Annotated in this window: 17 protein-coding genes; 8 read left to right on the top strand and 9 right to left on the bottom strand. The window is 57.7% G+C overall.

Annotated elements, in window-relative coordinates:
• Positions 1-16: 16 nt before the first annotated feature.
• Together RBB75_RS04175 and rlmB are read right to left on the bottom strand one after the other, a co-directional pair.
• Complete coding sequence (locus tag RBB75_RS04175) at positions 17-1975, bottom strand: M1 family aminopeptidase (RefSeq protein WP_353069640.1); 1959 nt, start codon at positions 1973-1975, stop codon at positions 17-19.
• Entirely contained in the window at positions 1972-2757 is a 786-nt protein-coding gene (rlmB, locus tag RBB75_RS04170; RefSeq protein WP_179639462.1) for a 23S rRNA (guanosine(2251)-2'-O)-methyltransferase RlmB, read from the bottom strand. Before rlmB ends, RBB75_RS04175 begins: the two co-directional genes overlap by 4 nt.
• 169 nt (positions 2758-2926) lie before the next feature.
• Between rlmB and RBB75_RS04165 the strand changes: the two genes are divergently transcribed.
• Genes RBB75_RS04165 through RBB75_RS04150 form a run of 4 tightly spaced genes read left to right on the top strand, consistent with a single transcriptional unit; the run spans position 2927 to position 5299 of the window.
• Entirely contained in the window at positions 2927-3562 is a 636-nt protein-coding gene (locus tag RBB75_RS04165; RefSeq protein ID WP_353070356.1) for an RNA polymerase sigma factor, read from the top strand.
• The gene (locus RBB75_RS04160) at positions 3559-3942 is read left to right on the top strand and encodes a hypothetical protein (RefSeq protein ID WP_353069639.1); all 384 of its coding nucleotides are present in this window, start codon (positions 3559-3561) and stop codon (positions 3940-3942) included. The genes RBB75_RS04165 and RBB75_RS04160 overlap by 4 nt, the downstream gene beginning before the upstream one ends.
• Positions 3939-4487 (top strand): zinc ribbon domain-containing protein, encoded by a 549-nt coding sequence (locus RBB75_RS04155; RefSeq protein ID WP_353069638.1) that lies wholly within the window; start codon positions 3939-3941, stop codon positions 4485-4487. Before RBB75_RS04160 ends, RBB75_RS04155 begins: the two co-directional genes overlap by 4 nt.
• 8 nt (positions 4488-4495) lie before the next feature.
• Positions 4496-5299, top strand: a complete 804-nt coding sequence (locus tag RBB75_RS04150) for a LytR/AlgR family response regulator transcription factor (protein WP_353069637.1) — start codon at positions 4496-4498, stop codon at positions 5297-5299.
• A 793-nt stretch (positions 5300-6092) separates the two neighbouring features.
• Here the strand turns inward: RBB75_RS04150 and RBB75_RS04145 are convergent.
• Entirely contained in the window at positions 6093-6761 is a 669-nt protein-coding gene (locus tag RBB75_RS04145) for a BON domain-containing protein (RefSeq protein WP_353069636.1), read from the bottom strand.
• 680 nt (positions 6762-7441) lie between these two features.
• Positions 7442-8056, bottom strand: coding sequence for an outer membrane beta-barrel protein (locus RBB75_RS04140; RefSeq protein WP_353069635.1), 615 nt, complete (start codon positions 8054-8056; stop codon positions 7442-7444).
• Between the two features lie 182 nt (positions 8057-8238).
• Between RBB75_RS04140 and RBB75_RS04135 the strand changes: the two genes are divergently transcribed.
• Entirely contained in the window at positions 8239-8502 is a 264-nt protein-coding gene (locus RBB75_RS04135; RefSeq protein ID WP_353069633.1) for a hypothetical protein, read from the top strand.
• Between the two features lie 22 nt (positions 8503-8524).
• Here RBB75_RS04135 and RBB75_RS04130 read toward each other — a convergent pair whose 3' ends face one another.
• Positions 8525-9115 carry a hypothetical protein gene (locus RBB75_RS04130; protein ID WP_353069632.1) on the bottom strand — a complete coding sequence of 197 codons (591 nt, stop codon included), beginning with the start codon at positions 9113-9115 and terminating at the stop codon, positions 8525-8527.
• Between the two features lie 26 nt (positions 9116-9141).
• On the opposite strand from RBB75_RS04130, the gene RBB75_RS04125 reads away from it, so the two are divergent.
• From RBB75_RS04125 to RBB75_RS04115, 3 genes are all read left to right on the top strand, one after another.
• Positions 9142-9471 carry an Mpo1-like protein gene (locus RBB75_RS04125; RefSeq protein WP_218884718.1) on the top strand — a complete coding sequence of 110 codons (330 nt, stop codon included), beginning with the start codon at positions 9142-9144 and terminating at the stop codon, positions 9469-9471.
• A gap of 241 nt (positions 9472-9712) precedes the next feature.
• Positions 9713-16375 carry an Ig-like domain repeat protein gene (locus tag RBB75_RS04120; RefSeq protein WP_353069631.1) on the top strand — a complete coding sequence of 2221 codons (6663 nt, stop codon included), beginning with the start codon at positions 9713-9715 and terminating at the stop codon, positions 16373-16375.
• 35 nt (positions 16376-16410) lie between these two features.
• Entirely contained in the window at positions 16411-16941 is a 531-nt protein-coding gene (locus tag RBB75_RS04115; RefSeq protein ID WP_179639452.1) for a hypothetical protein, read from the top strand.
• A gap of 79 nt (positions 16942-17020) precedes the next feature.
• On the opposite strand, the gene RBB75_RS04110 is transcribed toward RBB75_RS04115, so the two are convergent.
• The 4 genes from RBB75_RS04110 to RBB75_RS04095 all read right to left on the bottom strand — a co-directional run bounded on the left by RBB75_RS04110 (position 17021) and on the right by RBB75_RS04095 (position 22374).
• Complete coding sequence (locus tag RBB75_RS04110; protein WP_179639451.1) at positions 17021-18130, bottom strand: glycoside hydrolase family 130 protein; 1110 nt, start codon at positions 18128-18130, stop codon at positions 17021-17023.
• 128 nt (positions 18131-18258) lie between these two features.
• Positions 18259-18615 (bottom strand): hypothetical protein, encoded by a 357-nt coding sequence (locus RBB75_RS04105; protein ID WP_257031162.1) that lies wholly within the window; start codon positions 18613-18615, stop codon positions 18259-18261.
• Between the two features lie 167 nt (positions 18616-18782).
• Complete coding sequence (locus RBB75_RS04100; protein ID WP_179639449.1) at positions 18783-19409, bottom strand: response regulator; 627 nt, start codon at positions 19407-19409, stop codon at positions 18783-18785.
• Positions 19402-22374 (bottom strand): sensor histidine kinase, encoded by a 2973-nt coding sequence (locus RBB75_RS04095; protein ID WP_353069630.1) that lies wholly within the window; start codon positions 22372-22374, stop codon positions 19402-19404. Before RBB75_RS04095 ends, RBB75_RS04100 begins: the two co-directional genes overlap by 8 nt.
• Positions 22375-22449: the final 75 nt, after the last annotated feature.

The raw sequence follows: 22449 nt of genomic DNA, 5'->3' as shown, positions 1-22449 counted from the left end.
CCCGGAAAAGGAGAAGTCAATGCGCCACAATCTGCTTGGTATGGACCGAAGCCGTCACCTCCGGCACGCTGCCGTCATTGACGATCACCTCATCCGGCGTCCCCTCGAACACCAGCCGGGTCGACGCGCTCGACCGTCCCGCGATCCGCAGCCTCTGCGTGGAGGTCAACGTCCCCGACCGCACCGTCACCGGCACCTCCGCCGCCGCGTCCCCGTCGTTCTTCACCTCTACCGACACCAGGAACCCCTTGCCCTTGTCTCCAATCTTGTCGAGAGCACGAGGCGTCACGTTGGCGATGCTCAGGTCCGGCAGCCCGCGGTCGCGATACACCCAATCGTCAAAAAACCACGCCAGATCCCGTTTGGCGCTTCGTTCCAGAACCCGCTGAAACTCCCTCGGATCGCTGTCCATCTTGTCGGTCCGATAGGCCGCGAGCGCCCGCTTCAACGCATCGTCACCCACCACCGACCGCAGCATCCAAAGCACAGCCGCAGCCTTGGTCCGGTAGTAGACCTCATCGCTGGCCAGAATCAGGCTTTGCCCGGCATCGGAGTCGGAGGCGCCTGCCGACGAACTGGACGACGTTCCACTCGGCATTCCAACGGACGAGCCGGAAGAAGGACCAGGTTCCACCAGGGCCAGCGTATTCGCCGTCTGTTGCAGTTGCTTCACCGCAACCTTGCGCCCCTGTGCCTGCTCAACCCAAAGCAGCGAAGCGAACTGCGCCACACCCTCATCCAGCCACACATGAGCCGAGCCGAACCAGGCATGGCTCAGCGAATGCACCAGCGAAGGAGCCAGCACCTCAGCCGTCGCGGCACGCATCGGCACCACCAGCAGAGCATCGTCCTCAAACGGCTGCCCCGCATGGTCGAGGATGTTCAGCATGCGCAGCGGACCTGCTCCCAGCCACTCGGCCAGCAGCGGCTGCACCTTCGTCGAGGCCGCACTATAGCTCGGCAGCGCGTCGTAGTGATCGGTCACCGCCGAGATCAGGCTGTTGTCCGTCACAGTACCCGCCCGGTCAGTGATAAACAGACTCAGCGCGCGAAATCCCAGCGGCCGCTCGGTGAACTCAGCCGTAGCCACTCCCGGCGACTCAGCCACCGGCAGATTCTGATTCTCACTTACCTTCACCAGCTGCTCGCGCCGACCACAGAAGAACGCAGCGTCCGGCGCATCGCCGACGTACTCCACCGTCAGCCGCATACGCACCGTCGCCTCGGCCTGCCGCAGCTTGTTCAGCCCGACACTCTGGAACAGCTTCGCTCCATCGCCCAGAAACACCGGTGCCGCAGCCGTCGGATACCACAGAACATTGCCGAACCCGCGCAGCGCCGTTCGCTCCGCACCGATCAGATCCCAGTCCGCATTGGCTGCCTGGTCGAGCGGCGCGCCAATTCGCTCCAGCCGCTCCGCCGACTGCACCACCTCGCCGGAGTAGAAGCCGGTCAGCGCAAGCGTCGCGCCAGGCTCGAGCCGATGAGGCAGAGTAACGACAGCCTCCGTCGCCTTGCCGGTATGGTCCGCGTCGGTATCGATCGCATGCTGCGTGAAAGTGAGAGGAGCCACACGCCCCTCGGTCTGCATCGCAAAACTCTCCCAACTCAGAGCTGAAGAGATCTGAAACACCAGCCTCGTGAGCGGAACCTTCCCCGAGTTCTTCACGCCGAACCTCGCATGAACCGCAAGCTTCGACTCCGCGGGAGTCAGATGCACATCGAGATCATACGAGGTGAAGGTAAGCGACGTCCGCTCCGCATCGGTGACCTCGACTGCCACCTGATTTACCGGCGGCTTCTCCTTCTCCTTGGCCTCCGGCGAATCCAGATTCCGATCGAACAGTACCTTCCCTTGCGGCGGAGGAGGCGAATCAGCAGGTGGAGCCTCCTGGGCCGGCGCGAAACTCACTCCAAACACAGCCGCCAGAATGAGCCAGCGGCCTCCAGCCGAAACAACAGAAAAACTCTTCAAGATCCCAATCCCTTACGTTCTTTCACAGGCTTTCGTGCAGGCGGAGCTGCAGGTTGACGCCGTTGCCGCATCGCCTCATACATCACAATCGCGCCCGCAACCGACACATTGAGCGACGACACTTGTCCCGCCATCGGAATCCGCAGCAGGTGATCGCAGGTCTTCTTCACCAGGTCGTGCAGACCAGCGCCCTCGCGCCCCAGCACCAGAACGCAGTCGCCCTTGAAGTCATAATCGGTGTAATCCGGCGTTCCGCGCTCATCCAGTCCAAGAACCCAGACGTGCTTCTGCTTCATCTGCTCGAGCGCACGAACCAGGTTCGTCACCCGCGCGATCCGCACATGCTCCGATGCTCCCGCCGAGGTCTTGGCGACCGTCGCGGTCACCGGAGCTGAACGCCGCTCCGGCAGAATCACGCCATCGACGCCCGCTCCATTCGCAGTCCGCAGCAGCGCCCCAAGGTTGTGCGGGTCTTCGACACCATCGAGAGCCAGGAAGAATCTGTGGTGTCCCTCCGCCTTCGGAGTCAGCAGGTCCTCGATCCCCAGGAACTTACGCTCCCGCACCACCGCCAGCACGCCCTGATGTGCATCCGTCCGTGCCAGCCTGGTCAGCTGGTCCCGAGACTCCAGCGACACCCGAACCCCAGCTGTCCGGCACAGCTCGATCAGCCTCTCCAGCCGCTCATCCCGGCGCTCCCGCGCCACACTGACATGGTCAAGCTGCCGCCCCCCGGCCCGGATAGCCTCCTCAACAGGGTGCAGCCCATAAAGAACTTCCATTCCTCAAGTCTACCGCCCCCACCCGGAGAAAGGCAGCGAGGCCTTAGAATGTCTAAAGTAGGGGCGGCCCTACGGACAGAATCCAGGATCTCTCAAAGGAATCTCTCTTTTTATGAACCGTGTGGGCAAAAAGCGAGTCTTGTTCGACTCGAAGAACGTCTCTAGCAATGTGCAAAATGGTTCCATCTCGCTCGCCTCAACGCTTGGTGCTCAAACCTCAAGCGAGAATGCGGCGATTGCTCAGGGGTTAAAGAGGCAGAGTCCGGAACTTCTGGATACGCTTATTGAGCTCTATCAGCACCGTCTTCTTCGTTATCTGCTCTTCCTTACAGGGAAGCGTGAAGTTGCCGAGGATCTCTTTCAGGAGACCTGGATGAGGGTTCTACTGCGGGGAGCGCAGTACAACGGTAAAGCACGCTTCGACACCTGGCTCTTTACTATTGCGAGAAATCTGGTGATAGACCTGTCGAGAAAACGCGTGATGGCGAGTCTCGACGAGATGAGTGAAGGGAAAGATGACGATCGTCCTTTTGAGGTCGCGATGTCAGGACCTTCCCCGCTCGAGCAGTTTCAATCCCGCGAAAACTGCGCTGAGGTCGGCGAGGTTTTACTCAAACTGGAACCCAGCTATAGAGAGGTTCTGGTGCTTCGATTTTATGAAGAACTGTCATTGGAAGAGATCGCTACTGTAACCCGGGCTCCCTTATCGACGGTGAAGTCCAGGCTTTATCGCGGCCTGGCAACTTTGAAGCCGGAGATGGAGCAGCTTCGATCCTCTCGGTCCCATGCAGAGGTTGGGATATGAGCGACGCCTTCGAGAGACCGTTGTCGCAAGACGCTTCTGGATCGGTTCTCCGGGACGAAGTGACGGATTTGCGGATGGGCGCTCGTGCGTCGGTGGTCAATCGAACTCATCGTGTGGTCCGGGAGCGCGCGAAGGCTCTTGCAGCGCGGCGCAATCGCATTCGAAGCCTCTGGATTCCGCTGGCAATCTGCTCCTCGCTTTTTGTTATTATTTATACTGCCGTGTGGAGCGCGCTGGATGCGTACGACGTGACACCGACCGGTGTTCCCGATGCGAGTAATCAGTTTTTAGTTCTCTGTTTGTGGTTCTTTCCTGTGTCGATGGCTTTGCTCGCTTTGGTATTGTTTCACCGTGCCCGTAAGCGCGAGGTGGCTGGATGATGAGGTTTTGGGGTCAGGAGTCGGAGAGATCGCAAGGCACCCTGGCAGGGGGTGATGATGAATTGAGCATGATACCGACCTGGTCGGTGGTGCTGGCCATCCTGGTGTTTGGGGCGGTGCAGTATCTGTTCCATGGCGTGTTGCCGCACCATAAGCATGAGCTGCTGCCGATGCGGCTGCTGATGGGATACTCGTGGGGGACGGCGTTTGCGAGCTATGTGCTGCTGGTGGGGTATGTGAGCCGCGATGTGCGGCGGCGGCGAATGCCGGCAGGATTGTGGATGCTGATTGTGGTGGTGCTGCCGGGCGGGATCGGAGCTGTGGTGTACTTCCTGCTGCGGCAGCCGATGCTGATGCCTTGTCCGCACTGCAGTACGGAGATTACCTCGAGCGTGCACTTCTGTCCGCAGTGCCAGTTTCAACTGGCTCCTGTGTGCGGCCGCTGCTTCCGCGGGGTGCAGATTACGGATGTGTATTGCACGCAGTGCGGGCACGATCTGGCCGAGGACCATGCGCCGGCGCGACTGCGCGTATATAGTGACTAGTTGCGAGCATGTCCCTGACTGCACTCATCATCGATGACGAACCTCTGGCCAGGCAGGAGCTGCAGTATCTGCTGGAGCGCGCGGGCGGGGTTGAGGTTCTGGCGCAGGGAACCAACGGGATTGAAGCGGTGGAGCTGATTCGGACGCATAAGCCGGATCTGGTGTTTCTGGATGTTCAGATGCCTGGCCTTGACGGCTTTGGCGTGCTGAAGAAGCTGCTGGACCGGAAGGTTCCGATGCCTGATGTGGTATTTGCTACTGCATTCAATCAATATGCGGTGCGCGCCTTTGAGGTGAATGCCATCGATTATCTGCTGAAGCCCTTCGATCGAAAGCGGGTGATGCAGACGATAGAGAAGGCGCAGGCGCGGAAGGTGGCACCTGCAGGCCCGGGGGGGCTGGGGCTAGAGACCGGGGCCAAACTGGATGCGCTGCTGCGGCTGGTCGAGGAGCAGACGCAGGCACCGAAGGGCAACTCCGGCAAGGTGATCGTCAGGGCGCAGAGCCGGTTGCTGCTGGTGGATCAGCGCGAGATCTGTTTTGCCTCGATCGAGGAGGGAACGATCAGCGTGGTGACCAAGGCGGTGGAGGGACACTCAAACTGCAGGACGCTCGAGGAACTGATGGATCAGCTCGATCCGGAGACGTTCTGGAGGGCGCACCGGTCGTATGTGGTTAATATTCAGCACATACGGGAGGTGGTGCCGTGGTTCAAGTCCAGCTATCAGCTGCGGATGGACGACTCTCAGAAGACGGAGATTCCGGTGAGCCGCGCCCAAACCAAACGCCTGCGGGAGCTGTTCAATTTGTAGGGGTGCTACCCCCCCTATTACCCGCGTGTAAGTCTTTTTTTATAAATGGTTTACGTGGTGTTTGTGTCTCCAAAATATTCATTCTAAATGAGTTACCTGCAGATTCGTGCAATCAAAGGAGTTAGCTGGCTGACCCTCCTGTTGTTAAGAGCACAAAGCCCCGCATTGGCGGGGACTTTTTTCCTTTCTTTATTATAGCGATTTGACTGTAACTAATGCGCCACGTGCATCTTGTTGAGTGGGCTTGGTTTAGGTGGTTCTGGGGCTTGACAGAAATTTGCCAGGACGACAATAGCAATCTTTCGCTTCCGCCCTTGTGGGCTTTGCTCCGGCATGACACCCTAACGAGCGAAGAACACTCACGGCGGACCTCGCCTTCTGCAGAGAGGTGCCGCTTGCGGGGGTTGGTTCTTGCGGCACGGCTGAAGCGTTACCCTTAAGCGAAACAGACTCTACCGCAGATCCCCTTTGGGGATGACAACAAAAAAGACACAGGCAAATGCAAAGACGAAATACGGGGATCCTTCGCTACGCTCAGGATGACGCACGAATGATTGAAGCCGCTATTGACGCACGAATGATTAAAGCCGCTGATGACGCATGAATGATTAAAGCTGCTATTGATAATAGGAAACAGTAAATGCAAATGCTGCGGGTTCTTCGATTGCGTTGCTTACAAAAGCGTGAGGAACTTCATTCAGAATGACAATGTGCTTTCTGGGGGCTTGGGTTCGTTTGATGCGGGAGCCGGTTTTAGACGGCTCCCGCATTCGGACGAGGGTTGGAGTAGTTATTATTTCTCTTTTGGTTTGGAGGCGGAGCCTTGAACGATGAGGTCGTTGTCGACGCTGAAGGCGCCGGGGGTTGAGTTTGCCTGCATTCCGGCGATGGAGGAGTCCATCTGGTTGAGCACGACGCCGTAGAGGGTGACGTTGCCGTTCTTCACGATGATGTGGATGGCGTGGAAGCCCATAGGTGGGGTGTTGGTGATGCCGCCGGCGGCGAGCGCGATTCCTGCTCCGGGCCCGATGGCGCGGCCGATGTTGCCCTGGTTGGCGTTATATTTGCGTAGCGAGGGCTGGGTGTAGATGCGGTTGTAGACGGCGGCGCGGATGCGGTCGTCCATGGGGGAGTTGGGCAGGACCTCGATCTGGTTGTCGACGGAGTCGATGCCCTGAATGCCTTTGACGGCGTTTTCGGCGTCACTCTTGAGGACGGGGCGGGAGGCGTAGCCTTTGAGGACGAGCGTTTTGCCGTGAATGCCGAAGGTAAGCCAGTCGAAGACTCCGAGGTTGGAGAGGCCGGCAAGCTTTTTCTGTACCTGCTGGACGATGCGGAGGGTATCTTCCTGCGACCAGGTGGGACCGGGCGTGGCTTCCTGGGCGATGATGGATGGGGCAGAAAGGGTGAAGACGAGAGATGCAGCAAGTGCCGGGAACACGCGACGGGTTAAGCGGGTCATCGATTTCTCTCCGGTTGTTTTGAATTTTGACTTCCGGCAAAAAGATACGCTATGGCAGAGGGCGAGTCCAGAGGGTGGCGATTTGGGTGGGCTTGTTCTGGAGGACGAGGTGTTTTCTGGTGGCAGTGAGGGTGAGGAGAAAGCCCCCCTGGGGTGGCATCGGAAAGACGCATGATGACAGTCGGCGAGGAGGGCAAGGCAACGGCAACGGCAATGTAATGTCGCTTCGCGCTTCGGGCTTTGCTCCAGCCTTCGCAGAGAGGTGTTGCTTGCGTGCGTTGGCTCTTGCGGCACGGCTGAAGCCGTGCCCTTAAGCGAAACAGATTCTCTCTAGCTCGGAAAGCCTCGATTCTCGATGGCAAACGGCAAAGGCAGATCCCCTACGGGGATGACAATAAAGGGACAAGCAAAAGCAGCGGAAACGGCAAAGGCAAAGGCAGATCCCCTACGGGGATGACAACAAAAGTACAAGCCAAAGCAGCGACAACAGCAAAGGCAGAGGCAAACGCAGATCCCCTTCGGAGATGACAACAAGGGGTGATGGTTCTGCGCGGGCGACGATTTGGGCGCGGCTTGTTTCGAGAATATTGGCGAAGTGGTGCGCTTCATAAGCCGCGGTCGTTACAGATTATGGGTCGCGACTACATAAGATGAGGGCGGTTCTATAACTTGGGTTGCGGCTACATCATGTGGCGATGGTGCGGGTTGAAGTCGAAGAGGTAGACGACGCCGAGGGTGGTGGCTTTGGGATGGATGCTGCCGGAGGGGACGGCGGGGGTGTTCCAGTGCTGATACTGGAAGTCTACTTTGACGGCGAGGTGATGGGTGAGGCTGTAGTCGAGGCCGACGCCGGGGGAGAGGACGAGGGTGTTGGAGTTGAGGTAGCGGAAGTTGCCGAAGATGTAGCCGCCCCTAAGATAGTCGATTGCGCCGCGGCCGATGAGGAAGTTGGCATAGGGGTGGAGGCGGCCGAGGGGATAGTCGATCTTGGGGCCGAGGAGGAAGTTTTTCTGGCTGCTGGTGGTGCCTTCGTCGATGGGGTAGGAGCCGCGGATCTCGGCGGCGGGGTGGAGGCGGCGTAAGGCGAGGAGGGTGATGTCGGCGCCGGCGGTGATGTCGAGGTTCTTTCCGCCGGCCAGGTTGGTGAAGGTGCCGGTGGCTCCGGCGAAGGTGGAGAGCTGAAGCTGTTGGGTCGCGGTGGGAGAGCTTTGTGCGTGTGCGTTATGGGCCGGGAGACATGGCAGAGAGAGCGTGGTGAGCAGGATCAAACGGGTCAATGACTCTTTAAACTTCATTCGATCCTCTGCTCTCTCTTCTCTCTTGGTCGAACGCAACGCATGGCTCCGAACGCAGGCCGACTTCCTGAGCGAAGCGGGGGAGTTCACGGTCTTCGCTGAAGGAGTTATCGGCTCGTTGGCCGCAAAGCTTACTTCGTCTCTGTGCCATACTTTGGCTGATGGGACGATGGAGTGGGCGGGTGGTTCGATTGCTGGTGGCGCTGGCGGTTGCGGCCGGAGCGTTGTGGGTGGGGGATTGGGCGGTGCTGCGGGTGCGCGTCTCGCATGGGACGGCTTACGGGGTGGTGCAGGTGAACCAGTTTCTGGCTACTCCGTTGAAGGGCAGCAAGGTGGAGTACGACTATATGGGCACAGCTCCGGTGACGTGCAGCCGATCGATCTTTCCGCAGCAGGGGAATGAGGCGTGCTGGTGGCTGGAGCGGCACAGCACCCAGTGGCAGTGATGCACGGCGGGAGCGAGCGCGGCTAGACTTCGAAGAGTATCTGGACGATCTGCCTGGAGAGATCTTCGGGTTGATGGAAGCGCTTTGGGTTGTCGCCGAAGGAGTCCTGGAGGTAGAGGGCGTCGTCGTCGGTGACCTGGAAGGCGAAGTGCCGGGTTTTGCGATCGATGGCCGGGTCGCCGGCGATGCCTAGGCCTTTGGCGTAGTCGAGGAGGATGACCGAGTCCTGGTGGGTGATGAGGGCGTCGAACCAGGGGAAGCGGCTGCGGGTGAGTTTGATCTCTGCGGGCTTGATGGTTTGGATGGTGGTGTCGGAGACAGTGACGTCGCCTTGAAGCTGGCGCTTGATCTCGGTGATGTCCTGTTCGAGAGTGAGGACGAGGGTGGTGAAGAAGGGTTTGCCCTGAGTGGTGATGATGCCGGCCTGGTGCTGGGAGCGCCCGTATTGTTCGGCTGCTTCGTGGGACTTTTGCTTGATGTCCTGGGCGAGATTCTCGATCCACTCTTTAGCCATGCTGACAGTTGCTCCTTCACCCGTCGCTTCGCCTGAGAGGCTTGCGATGTGGATGTTTAAGGTTTGACGGCGGCGAGGCGGGAAAAGCCGCTTGGCCATGATGTGGAGGATTTTGATTGCGGGCGGTGAGGAGGCGAGCGTATGGTGTCGCCATGCTTGGTGGACGTAGCTGGGAGAGCTGGATTGCGGAGTATTCGGAGAGCCACCAGCATCCGCTGAACAGGCTGACTCATACGTTTGGGATACCGATTATTATGCTGTCGCTGCCGGTGATGATGGCAGCGATTGTGTGGCACCGATTGCTGTGGGTGGGAGTTGGGCTGTTCTGTTTTGGGTGGCTGCTGCAGTTTGTAGGGCATGCGATTGAAGGGAAGCCGCCGGAGTTTCTGAAGGATTGGCGATTTTTGCTGGTGGGGTCGCGCTGGTGGGCAGCGAAGATGCGTGGGAAGGCCTAGGCTCTTCGAGTAACTCGGGTAGGTGATGCGAACTGGGGGCAGATCCGGCGACTGGCGATAGAGGCTTGTGAGCCTTTGTCGCAGATCTCGTGCAACTTACGGGTAATGTCCCATTGTTACGAAAAAACCTAAAGTCATGATTACCAAAGGGTCAGTGTTCCATCTTGCGATCTCTGGCGTTTCTTCCCCGACTTTGGAGCCACGTCGCAACCTTATCTCCGTTGAGCTCCTGAGGTAAAACATGCTCGCTCCTGTTCGATTTGATAGAAACTTTTTCTGCCGCTTCGGTGATCTGATCCTCCCAACTTGTACACGCCGCGAGGGACGGTCTCGGTTTACAGCGAAGTTATACTTCTGCTTCGCGCTTATCCTGTTTGGCGTTCCTGCGACTCACGCTTACGCCTCTCCTGTGACATTGCCGGGGGTGACGGCGGTTGGAAGCACGTCCGCTGTTCAGACGGTATCGGTTGTCGTGACGGCGAATGGTCAGTTGGGGAAGGTGAGCGCACTTACTGGAGGAGTTGCCAATCTTGATTTTGCTATTTCGGGGGCTGGCTCCTGTTTGACGGGAAGTACACTTGTTGTGGGGCAGACGTGCAGTTTTCCGGTTACGTTCAGTCCTAAATATCCTGGACAGCATATTGGTGCGGTCGCTCTATTTGACGCTTCGGGATTGCCGCTAGGAGATACGTGGCTGGTGGCGACGGGTGGCGGCCCGCTTGCGTTGTTTATTCCTGGCATCATCAGTACGGTCGCCGGGGATGTGTCGTGGATCTACCGTGGAGACGGGCAGCCAGCTACGTCTTCTCCGATCTTTCTTCCATTCGGAGTGGCGGTGGATCCGGCGGGAAACATGTTCATTGCCGATTCGAGCAACAATCGCATTCGGCGGGTGGATGCGGGTACGCAGCTGATGTCGACCTATGCTGGGAACGGCAGCGCAGGTAACAGCGGCGATGGAGGCCTGGCGACGCTGGCTTCGGTCAGCCTGCCGACTTCGGTTGCACTTGACGGTGCGGGCAATCTCTACTTTGCCGATAGCAATAATCATGCGATTCGTAGGGTGAGCGCGGCTACGGGAGTGATCACGACGATAGCGGGCGTTCTGGGAGCACAAGGGTACTCGGGCGACGGCGGGCTTGCAATTCATGCCCACCTGGATACGCCTGATTCAGTTGCGATCGATCCGGCGAAAGGCTATCTCTATATTGCGGACAGTGGAAACAATCTGATCCGGCGCGTGGATCTTTCTACCGGGATTATCTCTGTGTTCGCGGGGAACCGTGTGGCAGCTTATGCCGGGGATGGAGGGCCGGCGGTAGGCGCGAGTCTAAACGGACCGTGGGGTGTGACGGTTGGTCCTGATGGCCAGATTTACATCGCCGATCAGAACAATCACAGCGTGCGTAAAGTCGCGCTGGATGGGACGATTTCAACCATTGCGGGGAATGGAACTTCGGGGTTCGCGGGCGACGGCGGCCCAGCGAGCGCTGCTGTGCTGGATAGTCCGGCGGCGACAGCGATCGACGCGGCAGGAAATATTTATATTGCCGATGCAGGCAACAACAGAGTTCGTAAGGTGAATGCTGTTACAGGTGAGATCGATACGGTGGTGGGCAGCAATCAGGAGTCCTTTAGTGGCGACGGTGGGCCGGCGACTGGAGCGGGCATGTATGGACCCTATGGAATGGCGCTCGATGGATCGGGAAATCTTTATGTCAGCGATGTGTTCCACAATCGGATACGCCTGGTCAAGAGCATCAATGCGGTTCTGAATTTTCCGACGATCCGGGTGCAACGCGTTTCGGCAACACAGGATGAAGAGCTTGAAAACGATGGGAACGCGCCACTGAATATCTCCAGTCTGAATCCAGGAGTGAATACGCAGCTGGATCCTGTTGCTACAACCTGCTCGACCAGCGTGGCGATGGCTTCGGCTTTGAATTGCATCATCGGGGCTCAGTTTGCGCCGACGGTGATTGGCAACACGGTTACGGGAACGATTATTGTTACATCGGATTCGCCGACCAGTCCGCAGACGATCACTCTCAGTGGTAAGGTTTTGACGCTCGATCCATCGACCATCACGTTGAACACAAGCGGCTCTCCCTCTGCCACGGGGGCGCTGGTTACGTTTACTGTCGCGGTGACGAGCACTGGAGTGACACCGACCGGCATTGTTACTTTTCTTGATGGGGCGGCGACGATTGGGACCGCTACGCTCAATAGCGCCGGCGTGGCGCTATTTCCGACGCAAAGCCTGGCGAGTGGGACTCACATTATTACGGCGAGCTATGCGGGCGATTCGAATACCGCGCCGGGTACCTCTACCTCCGTAACTCAGATTGTCAAGGATGGGACGTCGGTTGCGCTGTCGTCGAGTCTCAATCCTTCCTCTCCGCAGGTCAGTGTGACTTTTTCAGCGCTCGTTGTGGGGACGTCGGGAGTTCCTACTGGGAGCGTCAGGTTTCTCGATGGGGGAGTTCTCCTGGGGACGGTGAATTTGGATGCAACGGGAGCAGCTAGTTTTAGTACGTCCACGCTGAGCGTTACGACCCATCGCATTACGGCGAGCTACAGTGGAGATGCCAATTCGATCGCGAGTACGTCGAACACGGTCAATCAGATCGTGGTCGCTTCTTCGACTGCGACCACCCTCACTACCAGCAACCCGGATGTATCTTTTGGGACTGCTGTTACCTTTACGGCGAACGTGACGGGAAGCGGATCTGTAACGCCAACCGGCACGATTTCCTTTCAGGAGGGCACTACGGTTCTGGGTACGTTGACCCTGGACATTCATGGCGCGGCTGCTCTTACTCTTTCCACTTTGTCTGTTGCGGCGCACTCGATTCGTGCCGTGTATGGAGGCGATGCAAACAATGGCGCTAGCTCCTCCGCGCCGGTGCAGGAGACCATCGAGCAAATCAATACTACGACGGCGGTCACTTCAAACGCGAGCACAGCGCCCGCCGGATCGAGTATTCAACTGAATGCGACGATCACACCTAAGTCATCGGTCCCATCGAGCCCGATCACTGGAACCGTGACGTTTATGGATGGGACGACGACACTTGGCGCTGCGACGGTTAGCGGGGGTACGGTGACGATCACTCTGAACTCGCTGGCAGTTGGGCAGCACACGATTTTTGCGATCTACGGCGGATCTTCCATCTATGCCGGGAGTATCTCCACCACGATTGTGCAGAAGGTGCAGCAGGCGGTCACGTCGGGCACGCTGATTGCGTCTGCCAACCCGTCGATCGCGGGGAAGAGTGACACGCTCACGGTTTCGATCACGAGCAATGGAGGCGTTCCTACAGGCGTTGTGACGTTTATGGATGGAACGACGGTGCTTGGTACGGCGGCTCTGAATGCGCAGGGCGTCGCGAGCTTTACGGTGCCTTCTTTCTCCACGGGAACTCATTCGATTACAGCCGTCTATGGAGGAGATAACAATAACCTTGGAACGACTCCCTCGTTGACTTTGACGGTGCAACAGGCGACAACGGGAGTTGTGCTTTCGACCTCTGGAAGCCCATCCACAGCGGGGTTGCCGGTTACTTTGAGCGCTACTGTGACGGGGAATGGATCCGCTCCTACTGGATCGGTTACTTTCTATGACGGCTCGGCTGCTTTGGGTTCGAGCCCAATCAACGCGGCAGGGCTTGGCACGATTTCGCTGTCTACTCTGACGGTTGGGCCTCATACTTTGACCGCAGCCTACTCCGGAGATGCTTATAACGGAACGAGTACGTCGCCTGCGATTACGCAGGTTGTTGTAAAGGCAACGACGACCACCACTCTGACTGCGAGCGCTTCGACGACACCGGTTGGAGCTCCCGTGACGTTCACCGCTACGGTGGCGGGTAGTTCGGGAGCGTTGAGTGGAACCGTCCAATTTATGGATGGCTCGACGGTGATCGGCAGCCCTTCGCTGGCGGCAAACGGAACGGCGGTGTTAAGTATTTCGACGCTGATTGTCGGACAGCACATTATCACTGCTGTTTATCTTGGCGATACGAATGATGCCGGCAGTACTTCGGCGGGCCTGACTCACATTGTTTCGCCGGTCACCGGGGTTGCGCTCGCGTCGAGTCAGAACCCTGTAAGCGCCGGCGCCAATGTGACGTTCACGGCGGCGGTTGGGGGTTCGGAGCCTGCGCCGACCGGAGTGGTTACCTTCCATGACGGATCGGCTACGCTGGCGGCGGTCACGCTGAATGCAGCTGGCGTTGCGGTCTTCAATACGACGAGCCTGGCTTTAGGAACGCACATCATTACTGCATCGTATGGTGGAGACGCTAACAATAATGCGGCTCTTTCTTTGCCGTTGAGCGAGTCGGTGCAGCGCGCGACCACTCAAACTTCGATGGCGGTAAGCGCGATCACCGCCACGGTGAACTCTACGGAGACTTTGACTGTCACGGTTACAGGATCGGGCGGGATCCCCGGTGGACAGGTTACGTTCCTTGATGGCACCGCTGTGATCGGGACGGCAATTCTCAGCGCAAATGGTTCTGCGAGCCTGTCTGTGTCGAATCTCTCTCTCGGCCAACATACGCTGTCAGCTAGTTACGGTGGAGACACGAACGATGCAGCTTCCTCATCTCCGGCGCAAACGATTACGGTGAACAAAGGTGCGCCTGGTCTTACGTTGGTTTCAAGCAGCAACCCTTCCATAGCGGGACTTCAGGTTGTCTTTACCGCCAATCTTAGCGGAACGACTGTTGCTCCGACCGGCAGCGTTACGTTCACTGATGGCACGACGGTGCTTGGTTCTTCGCCGATTGCCGCGAATGGCAGCGCTAACTTCTCGACCTCGAGTCTCTCGGTCGGGCAGCATACGATCGTAGCGACTTACACCGGTGATGCGAATAATAGTGCTGCCAGTTCGCCGGGTGTTGTGGAGACGATTCAACCGTCGACGAGCACGGTCACGCTGAGCAGCAATAAAAACCCTGCGCTGATTGGAGACGCGGTTACGTTCGCGATGACGGTGAGTGGGACGGGATCTCAACCAACCGGCACGGTGATCCTCCGCGACGGGGCGAACAGTATCGGGACGACGGCGATCGGCGCGAGTGGCCTGGCTACGCTTACTGTGTCTAACTTGACGATTGGGGCGCATACGCTGATCGCGACCTACAACGGCGATTCGAGTCATCCTGGCAGCGTGTCGGGACCTCTGCTCCAGACGATTTTGCAACCGACTGCCAGCACTCTCATTTCAAGCAGCAATCCATCGTTGTCGGGTACCCCAGTGACGTTTACAACCGTGGTATCAAGCAGTGGCGGTTCGCCTGTTACGGGGTCTGTCACATTCCGCGATGGGGCGGTTATTCTCGGGACGAGCATCGTGGGGGCATCGGGGACTTCGACGTTCACGACGAATGCTTTGAGTCCGGGGCAACACTCGATTGTTGCGACTTATAGCGGCGACAGCGTGAGCCAGACGAGCAGTAGTCCGGTGCTGGTCCAGACGGTACAGAACAGCGGCACGACGACTGTGCTGACTACTTCGGGAACGCCCTCGATTGCGGGCGCTCCTTTGACTCTTACCGCGCAGGTGACTGGAAAGGGCGCGGCCCCCGCGGGTCCGGTGAGCTTCGAAGATGGGACTACGGTGATCGGGACCGCTTCGGTGGGAGTCAACGGCATTGCGACTCTTACGACGTCTTCGCTTGCTGCTGGTCAGCATATTCTGCTCGCAATCTATGAGGGCGACAGCAACACTTTGACCAGCACCTCTAATCCTGTGTTGCAAAACATAGAACAACGCACTGTCGTTGCGCTGACTGCGGTCAGTAGCCTGGGGACAATCAGCGGGACGAGTTCGGGAGGCGCTCTGATTGGCAATCCGATTACCTTTACCGCTTCGGTGACTGGCAGCAGCACAACCCCACCCACGGGGTTGGTCACGTTGTCAGATGGCTCTACTATTTTGGGGACGGCGAGTGTTAATGGCTCTGGGCTTGCAACATTCAGTGTTTCAACGCTTGCGCTGGGTCCACATACTTTGACTGCGACCTATGCCGGGGATACGCAAAACTTTCCGGGTACCTCGCCGGAGTTGACTGAAGTAGTGCTGCTGCATACTTCCAAAAATACTCTGACGATCTCTTCGAGTCCCGTGATCGAGAATCAACCGTTTACTCTGGTTGCGACCTTGCAGGGCGATGCTGCTGTGCCGCCGTCTGGTACGGTGGTGTTTAGCTCTGGGGGGAAAACGCTTGGCAGCGCGACTCTGAACGCGTCGGGCATTGCTACTCTGACTACGACCCTGGGGCTGGGGACCTACACTCCGATCGCTACTTATCAGGGAGACTCGCAGTATCTGGGTTCGGTGTCGAGCGCTGTGTCTTTGACGGTGATTCAAGCGACCAACTTCACGATTAGTTTGAATCCTCCGGCGATGCAGTTGAAGACGACGCAGCACAACACGATTCAGTTGACGCTGACTTCGATCCAGAACTTTACGGATGTCTTGTCGCTTGGATGTGTGGGCCTGCCGCGAGCGGCGACCTGCACGTTTACTTCTGACCAGGTGTCACTCGATGCGAACGGGCACCAGACGATCAGTCTGACGATTGATACAGGTTCGCCGCTGACTGCGGGGAGTATTGCAAAGGCCGACGAACCATCCGCTAGCCGGATTGCGCTGTGCTTCCTGCCGGGCGGGCTCATCCTCGGGTTGTCGCTGCTGCGTTCGCGACGTGCCGGTAAGCTGCTGAGCGGCCTTCTGCTTGCGTTGCTCTTTACCGGGGCGATGGCGATCACGGGTTGCGGCGGACTTGATGTACATGGAACTCCTGCAGGGACCTATACCTTCAATGTGACTGCTATCGGCGCCAAGACGGCGGTGACACAGTCTGCTCCGATGACTTTGACGGTGACCCAGTGATCGATTGGTCTGGTCCAGGACATCTCCGAAGATCGTTGCGGAAGCTTGTTGTTCTGCTGTTGCTTGCCGCTGCAACGTCGGCTCTGCACGCACAGGCGCTGCCGACGGCTACAGGGCCAGGGCCGCGGTGGATGGTTGGCGGGACTTACTCGTTCTTTGCGGCAGACTATGGCAAGCGTGACCTTGGCGGAGGGTCTGGCTTTGTCGATTACGCTCGTTCGGAGAGGATCAGCTACGAGGCTGAGGTTCGCTTTCTGACCATCAATGAAGAAGTTGGTACACATCAGTCGACTTACCTTATCGGGGGAAAGTTTCCCTATCGCAGGCGGTGGATGACTGCGTACGGCAAGATTCTTATCGGGGATGGGCGCTTTCATTTTCCGTACGATTACGCGGACGGCAGTTACTTTGTGCTTGCTCCGGGCGGTGGTGTAGATCTGGCGCTTGGAAACAGTCGGTACAGCGTTCGGCTTGTCGATTTCGAGTATCAGTGGTGGCTTAATTTTCCGTTCGGTACGCTGCGGCCTTATGGGGCCAGTACTGGAATCGCCGTTCACTTCCATTAGGCGGATTGAAACAGGTTTGTTTCGTCAGACCCTCAATTGGATATGCGGCTTTTTATTGCTATGAGGGAGTGAGTGCTATTTATTTATTGGGCGCCGTGACGACGGATACCAAAGAGTCGGCACAACCGTAGTAGAGAAACCAGCTGTTGTGAAAGTAGACCAAGCCTTCTGAGAAGGTTGTGCCCGCAGCGTATTGTCCTGTTTTCTCATATGGCATGGTTGGCCTGAGTACCGGATGCTCCGTCTGTTCGACGAGATGCGAGGGATCGCTGCCGCTAAAGAGCGCTTCGCCTACGGCGTAGGCATTCGGACCGAGATCTGGATCGCCTTCCCTCGCAGAATTTTTTCCGTTATACAGAACGACGATTCCTCTAGCAGTGAGGACTGGTGGCGGACCTGTTTCTGGGAAGGTGCTGTCGAAGTGTAACGGACGCGGGCGAAGGATCTCGATGGGATCACCTTGAGCGTTTTCTATGGGACTCCAGTGGATTAAATCGGTGGAAGTGGCCAGATGGATGGCACCCTCTCCCCAGTACATCCAGAACTTCCCGTTAATTTTTGCGGCAATGAGTCGTCCGTTGTCTAAACGAGTTACGATTCCTGCTGATTTGTACTTGAGCTGGTCATACTTGCCGTTCGATGCGCCTGCAAATGCCGGACCGTGTTTGACCCAATGCGTCAGGTCGGCTGAGGTTGCGATTCCCACGGAGTAGGTACTGCGATTCCATTGGGTGTAAGTGAGGACATAGCTGCCATCTAGTGTTTCGACGATCCGCGGATCTTCGACACCACCGGGCCATTCGCGAGATTGCTGCGCGTCTTTGGATGGGTAGAAGACCGGCTCAGATCGCCGCATGAAGTGAATACCGTCTTTACTCTCCGCCAGACCGAGCCGTGAGGTATGTTCGCCAATCTGCATCGTCCCGGAGTTATCTTCTGCGCGGTAGAGGACGTATATCTTGCCGTTGCGAACGATTGCTGCCGGGTTGAAGGTGTGGAGGGTCTCCCAGTTAACCAGGGCTCCGAGCACAGGATCGGTGAAGATGGATCGCGGACGAGGAGTGATGACCGGATTGCCGTTCGCTGGGCGTGTGAATGGGCCGATCTCCCATGTGGCCGCACTCTGCGCCTGGAGCACGTTCGCGACGAATAGTGTCACCACGACAATTACCACGCGATCAATTTTCATGCTGACTAAAGTACAGTGCTTGTGCACTGATAACAAGCTCTCGTTCCTCGGTGTCGATTACAGACTGTTGCGCCCGATGGTCAGGTCAAGATGTCTCTCTTCGTTTCGGCGGATCGTCATTTTGTGGGTTACTTTTCCAGGACGTAGGGGATTGCGAAGCGGCCGATTTGAAGGATTGAGTTGTTTGAGGGCGGCCAGATGCGAAAGGACTCTACACGTGATCCCGTTGCCAGACGATGAGCGGTGACGGTGCCCTGTTCCTTTCCTGTCACGGCCTCGTAGAATTTGACGACGAGGTCGTCTTCACCACGCTGCCATCCGATGACGTAGCTGCCGGCGGCGAGTGAGATGTCTCCGAAGGTGACGGGGGACTGGACTAAAAGGTAGTGGGAGTATTTTCCGTCAGCGGAGTACCCAGCAGTGATGAGGACAACCCCTGCGATGATCTTTCCGCGTGCGTCGATGATACCGGAAGCGGTGCGCATTTCTGTTTCGATGCGCTCCTTCTCGACTGGTGCGCGGGCGGGCAACACAGCCTGTAGTTCTGAAGGCGTCGCGGCGCGCCAGGATGATTTTGATTGCGATAAGGCGACTGAAGAGAGGCTAACGATCAGAAGGAAAGCTAAGAGAGCAGACTTTATTGGTTGCGTTGTCATTTGAGATGTACGATACCCCGCTGGAGAGCTACGGTTGCGGCGTGAGTGCGATCGCTGACGCCAAGTTTGCCGAGCAGGCTGTTGATGTGTGACTTGACGGTGGCTTCGCTGATCTTCAAGTCGGATGCGATCTCTTTGTTAGCGCGGCCGGCTACTATGCGCTCCAAGACTTTCAGCTCGCGATTGGTTAGGGGCTGCGTGCTCATCCGTTCGGCGAGTTTCTCTGCGATGGCGGGAGAGATCAGCGTCCTTCCGCTGTGAACTGCCTGGATGGTGGAGAGGAGCTCGTCAACGGTCATTCCTTTGAGGAGGTAGGCTTTTGCGCCGGCCTGGAGGGAGCGGAAGATATCTTCATCTCCGTCGAAGGTGGTGAGGACGATGAATCTTGCGGTGGAGTCGTCGGCACGAATCTTCAGGATGGCGTCGACTCCGCCGAGGTTAGGAAGCTGCAGATCCATCAACGTGATGTCGGGTTTGAGGGTGCGGTAGAGCTCGATGGCTTGGAGTCCGTCACTGGCTTCACCTACGACTTCAATGTTGGCCATGATGCTGAGCAGAGCAACGAGGCCCTGCCGTACGACGTGATGGTCATCTACTACAAGGATTCGAATGCGTTCAGCCATGGGTTGCTGTCTCTTTTCCTTCTGCGATGTGCGCTTCGAGGATGACGGTCGTGCCATCTTCGGGAGAGCTCTTTATCGTCAGTCGAGCATTAATTTGAGCTGCGCGTTCGCGCATGCCTTTTATTCCGAAGTGGCCGTTTGCTGAGAGATGCTCTTCGGCAAGCGAAAATCCGCTGCCGTTGTCGGAGATGCGTAATGTTAACCGAGTTGAATTGTAGTTGAGGTCTGCGGATACCTGAGTCGCGTTTGCGTGGCGTGCGGCATTCGCCAGAGACTCCTGGGCGATACGAAAGACCTCATCTTCAAAAGACTGGGCGAGAGGGCGGTAGGTGCCGGAGATATTGAGGCGGGTGTTGAGTTTCTTTTGGCTCCACTGTTCTGCAAGCTGCGTGAGCCGGGTGGGTAGGCTGTTCTGCGCAGTAATCGCGCGAAGATTCCAGATGCTGCGACGAGCGTCGGCAAGGCCCTCCCTGACGTAAGTTCTGGTGCGGTCGACCTGCTGGCTGGCGGCGGAGACTTGCGACTGAGCCAGCAGCTGAGAGGTGAGTTCGAGTTGTACGGAGACACCGACGAAGCTTTGGGCCAGGGTGTCGTGGATCTCGCGGGCCACACGGTTTCTCTCAGCGAGAACTGCCTGGAACTGTGATTCAAGCCGCCGAACGCGGAGGCGATAGAGGGCAAGCGCGATGGCGGCGATGAGAAGAAGAAGCAGCAGGAGAAACCAGAGGGTGCGATAAAAGTGCGGCCGCACAGAGAAGGAAATTTGAGCTCCGATTTCATTCCATACGCCATCGTTGTTTGCTGCTTGCACGCGAAAGCGATAGTGGCGCGGCGGGAGATTGGTGTAATAGGCGATACGACGTGAGCCGGCGTCGGTCCATTGCCTGTCGAACCCCTCGAGAATATAGCGGTAGCGAATCTTGGCAGGAGCTACGTAACTGAGGCCGGCGTATTCGAACGCAAAACTGGCGTGGCCGGGGGCAATATTTTTCTCGGTCGCTCCTAGGGGAATCTCAACACCATCTACCGTAAATTGCTCGATGACGACTGGGGGAGGGATGAGGTTCTCGATGAGGTGGCTAGGATCGGCAATGGCAACCCCTTTGCGGGTGGCGAAGAGGAGCATTCCTTCTGTAGTTTTCCATGCAGAGGGATGACCCGCGCCGGAGGCTTCTTCGGTTGGCATGCCATCGGCGCGGCCATAAGAGACGGGATGAGGATTGCAGGTTGAAGACGAGCCGCATTTGACAAGCGCTGAAGCGGAGACGCGCGTGAAGCCTCGACCTGAACTTAGCCACAGGTTGCCGTGGCTGTCTTCGAGGATCGAGTCGATGGTTTGGGGCAGATCGTCTCGATGCAGCGGCGCGAAGCCGGCGGCGGGGGACATGACGCTGAGTCCAGCTGCTTTCGTTCCGATCCAAAGTGTGCCGGTTGGATCTTCGGCGAGAGAGGTGATGGTGTTTCCGGAGAGCCCATCTTTTGTAGTGAAGGTTGTGATGTTGCCTCTTCGGAGGCGCGAGAGTCCATTGAGTGTTCCTATCCAAAGGTCATGTTCGGAGGTGGCATGAGATCGGAGCAGAGCGCCTACGAGGTCACTTCCGAGACCGTCGGATTGAGTGAGAGTGACGAACTGGTTGTTCTGCCAGTGCGCCAGGCCGCGGCGGGTGCCGATCCAGAGTGAGCCGTCATCGTCGCTCAGCAGAGAGCGAATGAGGTCATCAGGTAGCCCGTCGGCAGAGGTGTAGGTTCGAACCTTCGCGCCCTCGATACGGTTCAGGCCGTCGGGGGTGCCGACCCACATGCTGCCGTCTCCAGCCGGGGCTAAGGTAAGGATGGTTTCGCTGAGAAGGCCGGTGCGGGTAGAGAGATGCTGAACGTTTTCCGCTTGCCAGCGGTTGAGGCCATCGCTGCTGGTGCCTGCCCACAGAGCGCCGTCGGATGCCTGTGCGATGGCCGTGATTGGGAGGTCGGAGAGGGCAGGAATGGCGCGGAAGTTTTTGTGCCTCAGGATTTGCAGGCCGCTGGTCTCTGTTCCTACCCAGAGATTTCCCTCTTCATCCTGCATGAGGGAGAGGATGCTGTCGGAGCTGAGGGCAGGGACGGGTTGTGGATGGTTGTTGATTTTGTCCAGGGTGAAGAGGCCTTTGTTGGTTCCTATCCATAGTTGGTTTTGATAGTCGACGAGAGAAGACTGTATGTGCGCAGCGGCCAGATCGCGGCTTAGTGGGAGTGTTCGGGTTTGGCCATTCTGCAGGACTGTGATGCTGGTTGCGGTGCGCAACCAGAGGCTGCGGTCGCGGAAGAAGCCGAGGCCTGTAATGTCTTTTTGCGCTGGGATAGAGTTGAGTGGTTGAGGAAGAACTCGGCCGCTTTGATATTGAAAGATTCCGGAGTTCGATGCGATCCAAACGCTGCCGTCGCGAGCGGTGGCGATTGCAGATGGGGCGGCGAAGGACGGAAGAGAGATGGTGGTGAAACGCTGACCGTCAAAGCTGGCGAGGCCATCTGTGGTGAGGATCAAGAGAGTGCCATCTTCTGCGGCGGCTAGGTTGAGGATGCGGCCAGTGGGTAATCCGTTCGCGGCGGAGTAACGGTGAAACGTTCCTGCCGAGTATCGGAGGAGACCGTCGGAGGTTGCGATCCAGAGTGGGCTGGCGTGGCTCTGGGCGAAGCAGCAGATGTCATCGCTGGTGATTTCGGTAGTGGTTTCGTGGTTGAAGACTTTGAAGTCGATGCCATTGAACCGAGCAACGCCGCCTTCGGTTGCGATCCAGATGTACCCGTCGGTGGACTGGAAGATCTGATGGGCGCTGTTTTGAGGAAGGCCGTTTTCCGTAGACCAGGATTGATAGCCGAAGTTATTCAGTGACTGGGAGTGTGCGGAGAGAGAGAGTACGGCGATTCCGCACGAGGTCCAGATGAGGGAAGAACGCACGACGAGATGGAGGCGCGAAAGTAAGTTCATGCGTAGGGTCGATACGTTCGAAAGCATGATGGACGGAGTCGCTTCAGCTTGGATGATACGTCCTCTGTCCGGGAG

This window comes from Tunturibacter empetritectus (assembly GCF_040358985.1).
In the GTDB taxonomy this organism is placed as follows: Bacteria; Acidobacteriota; Terriglobia; order Terriglobales; family Acidobacteriaceae; genus Edaphobacter; species Edaphobacter empetritectus.
This window is presented reverse-complemented; position numbering and strand designations above follow the sequence as displayed.

What these genes read in the sequence shown, in the direction of transcription:
- RBB75_RS04110 (WP_179639451.1), bottom strand. Translation starts at nt 18,130, where the DNA reads ATGAAAATTGATCGCGTGGTAATTGTCGTGGTGACACTATTCGTCGCG.
- RBB75_RS04095 (WP_353069630.1), bottom strand. Translation starts at nt 22,374, where the DNA reads ATGAACTTACTTTCGCGCCTCCATCTCGTCGTGCGTTCTTCCCTCATC.
- RBB75_RS04145 (WP_353069636.1), bottom strand. Translation starts at nt 6,761, where the DNA reads ATGACCCGCTTAACCCGTCGCGTGTTCCCGGCACTTGCTGCATCTCTC.
- RBB75_RS04155 (WP_353069638.1), top strand. Translation starts at nt 3,939, where the DNA reads ATGATGAGGTTTTGGGGTCAGGAGTCGGAGAGATCGCAAGGCACCCTG.
- rlmB (WP_179639462.1), bottom strand. Translation starts at nt 2,757, where the DNA reads ATGGAAGTTCTTTATGGGCTGCACCCTGTTGAGGAGGCTATCCGGGCC.
- RBB75_RS04100 (WP_179639449.1), bottom strand. Translation starts at nt 19,409, where the DNA reads ATGGCTGAACGCATTCGAATCCTTGTAGTAGATGACCATCACGTCGTA.
- RBB75_RS04130 (WP_353069632.1), bottom strand. Translation starts at nt 9,115, where the DNA reads ATGGCCAAGCGGCTTTTCCCGCCTCGCCGCCGTCAAACCTTAAACATC.
- RBB75_RS04150 (WP_353069637.1), top strand. Translation starts at nt 4,496, where the DNA reads ATGTCCCTGACTGCACTCATCATCGATGACGAACCTCTGGCCAGGCAG.
- RBB75_RS04160 (WP_353069639.1), top strand. Translation starts at nt 3,559, where the DNA reads ATGAGCGACGCCTTCGAGAGACCGTTGTCGCAAGACGCTTCTGGATCG.
- RBB75_RS04120 (WP_353069631.1), top strand. Translation starts at nt 9,713, where the DNA reads ATGCTCGCTCCTGTTCGATTTGATAGAAACTTTTTCTGCCGCTTCGGT.
- RBB75_RS04140 (WP_353069635.1), bottom strand. Translation starts at nt 8,056, where the DNA reads ATGAAGTTTAAAGAGTCATTGACCCGTTTGATCCTGCTCACCACGCTC.
- RBB75_RS04105 (WP_257031162.1), bottom strand. Translation starts at nt 18,615, where the DNA reads ATGCGCACCGCTTCCGGTATCATCGACGCACGCGGAAAGATCATCGCA.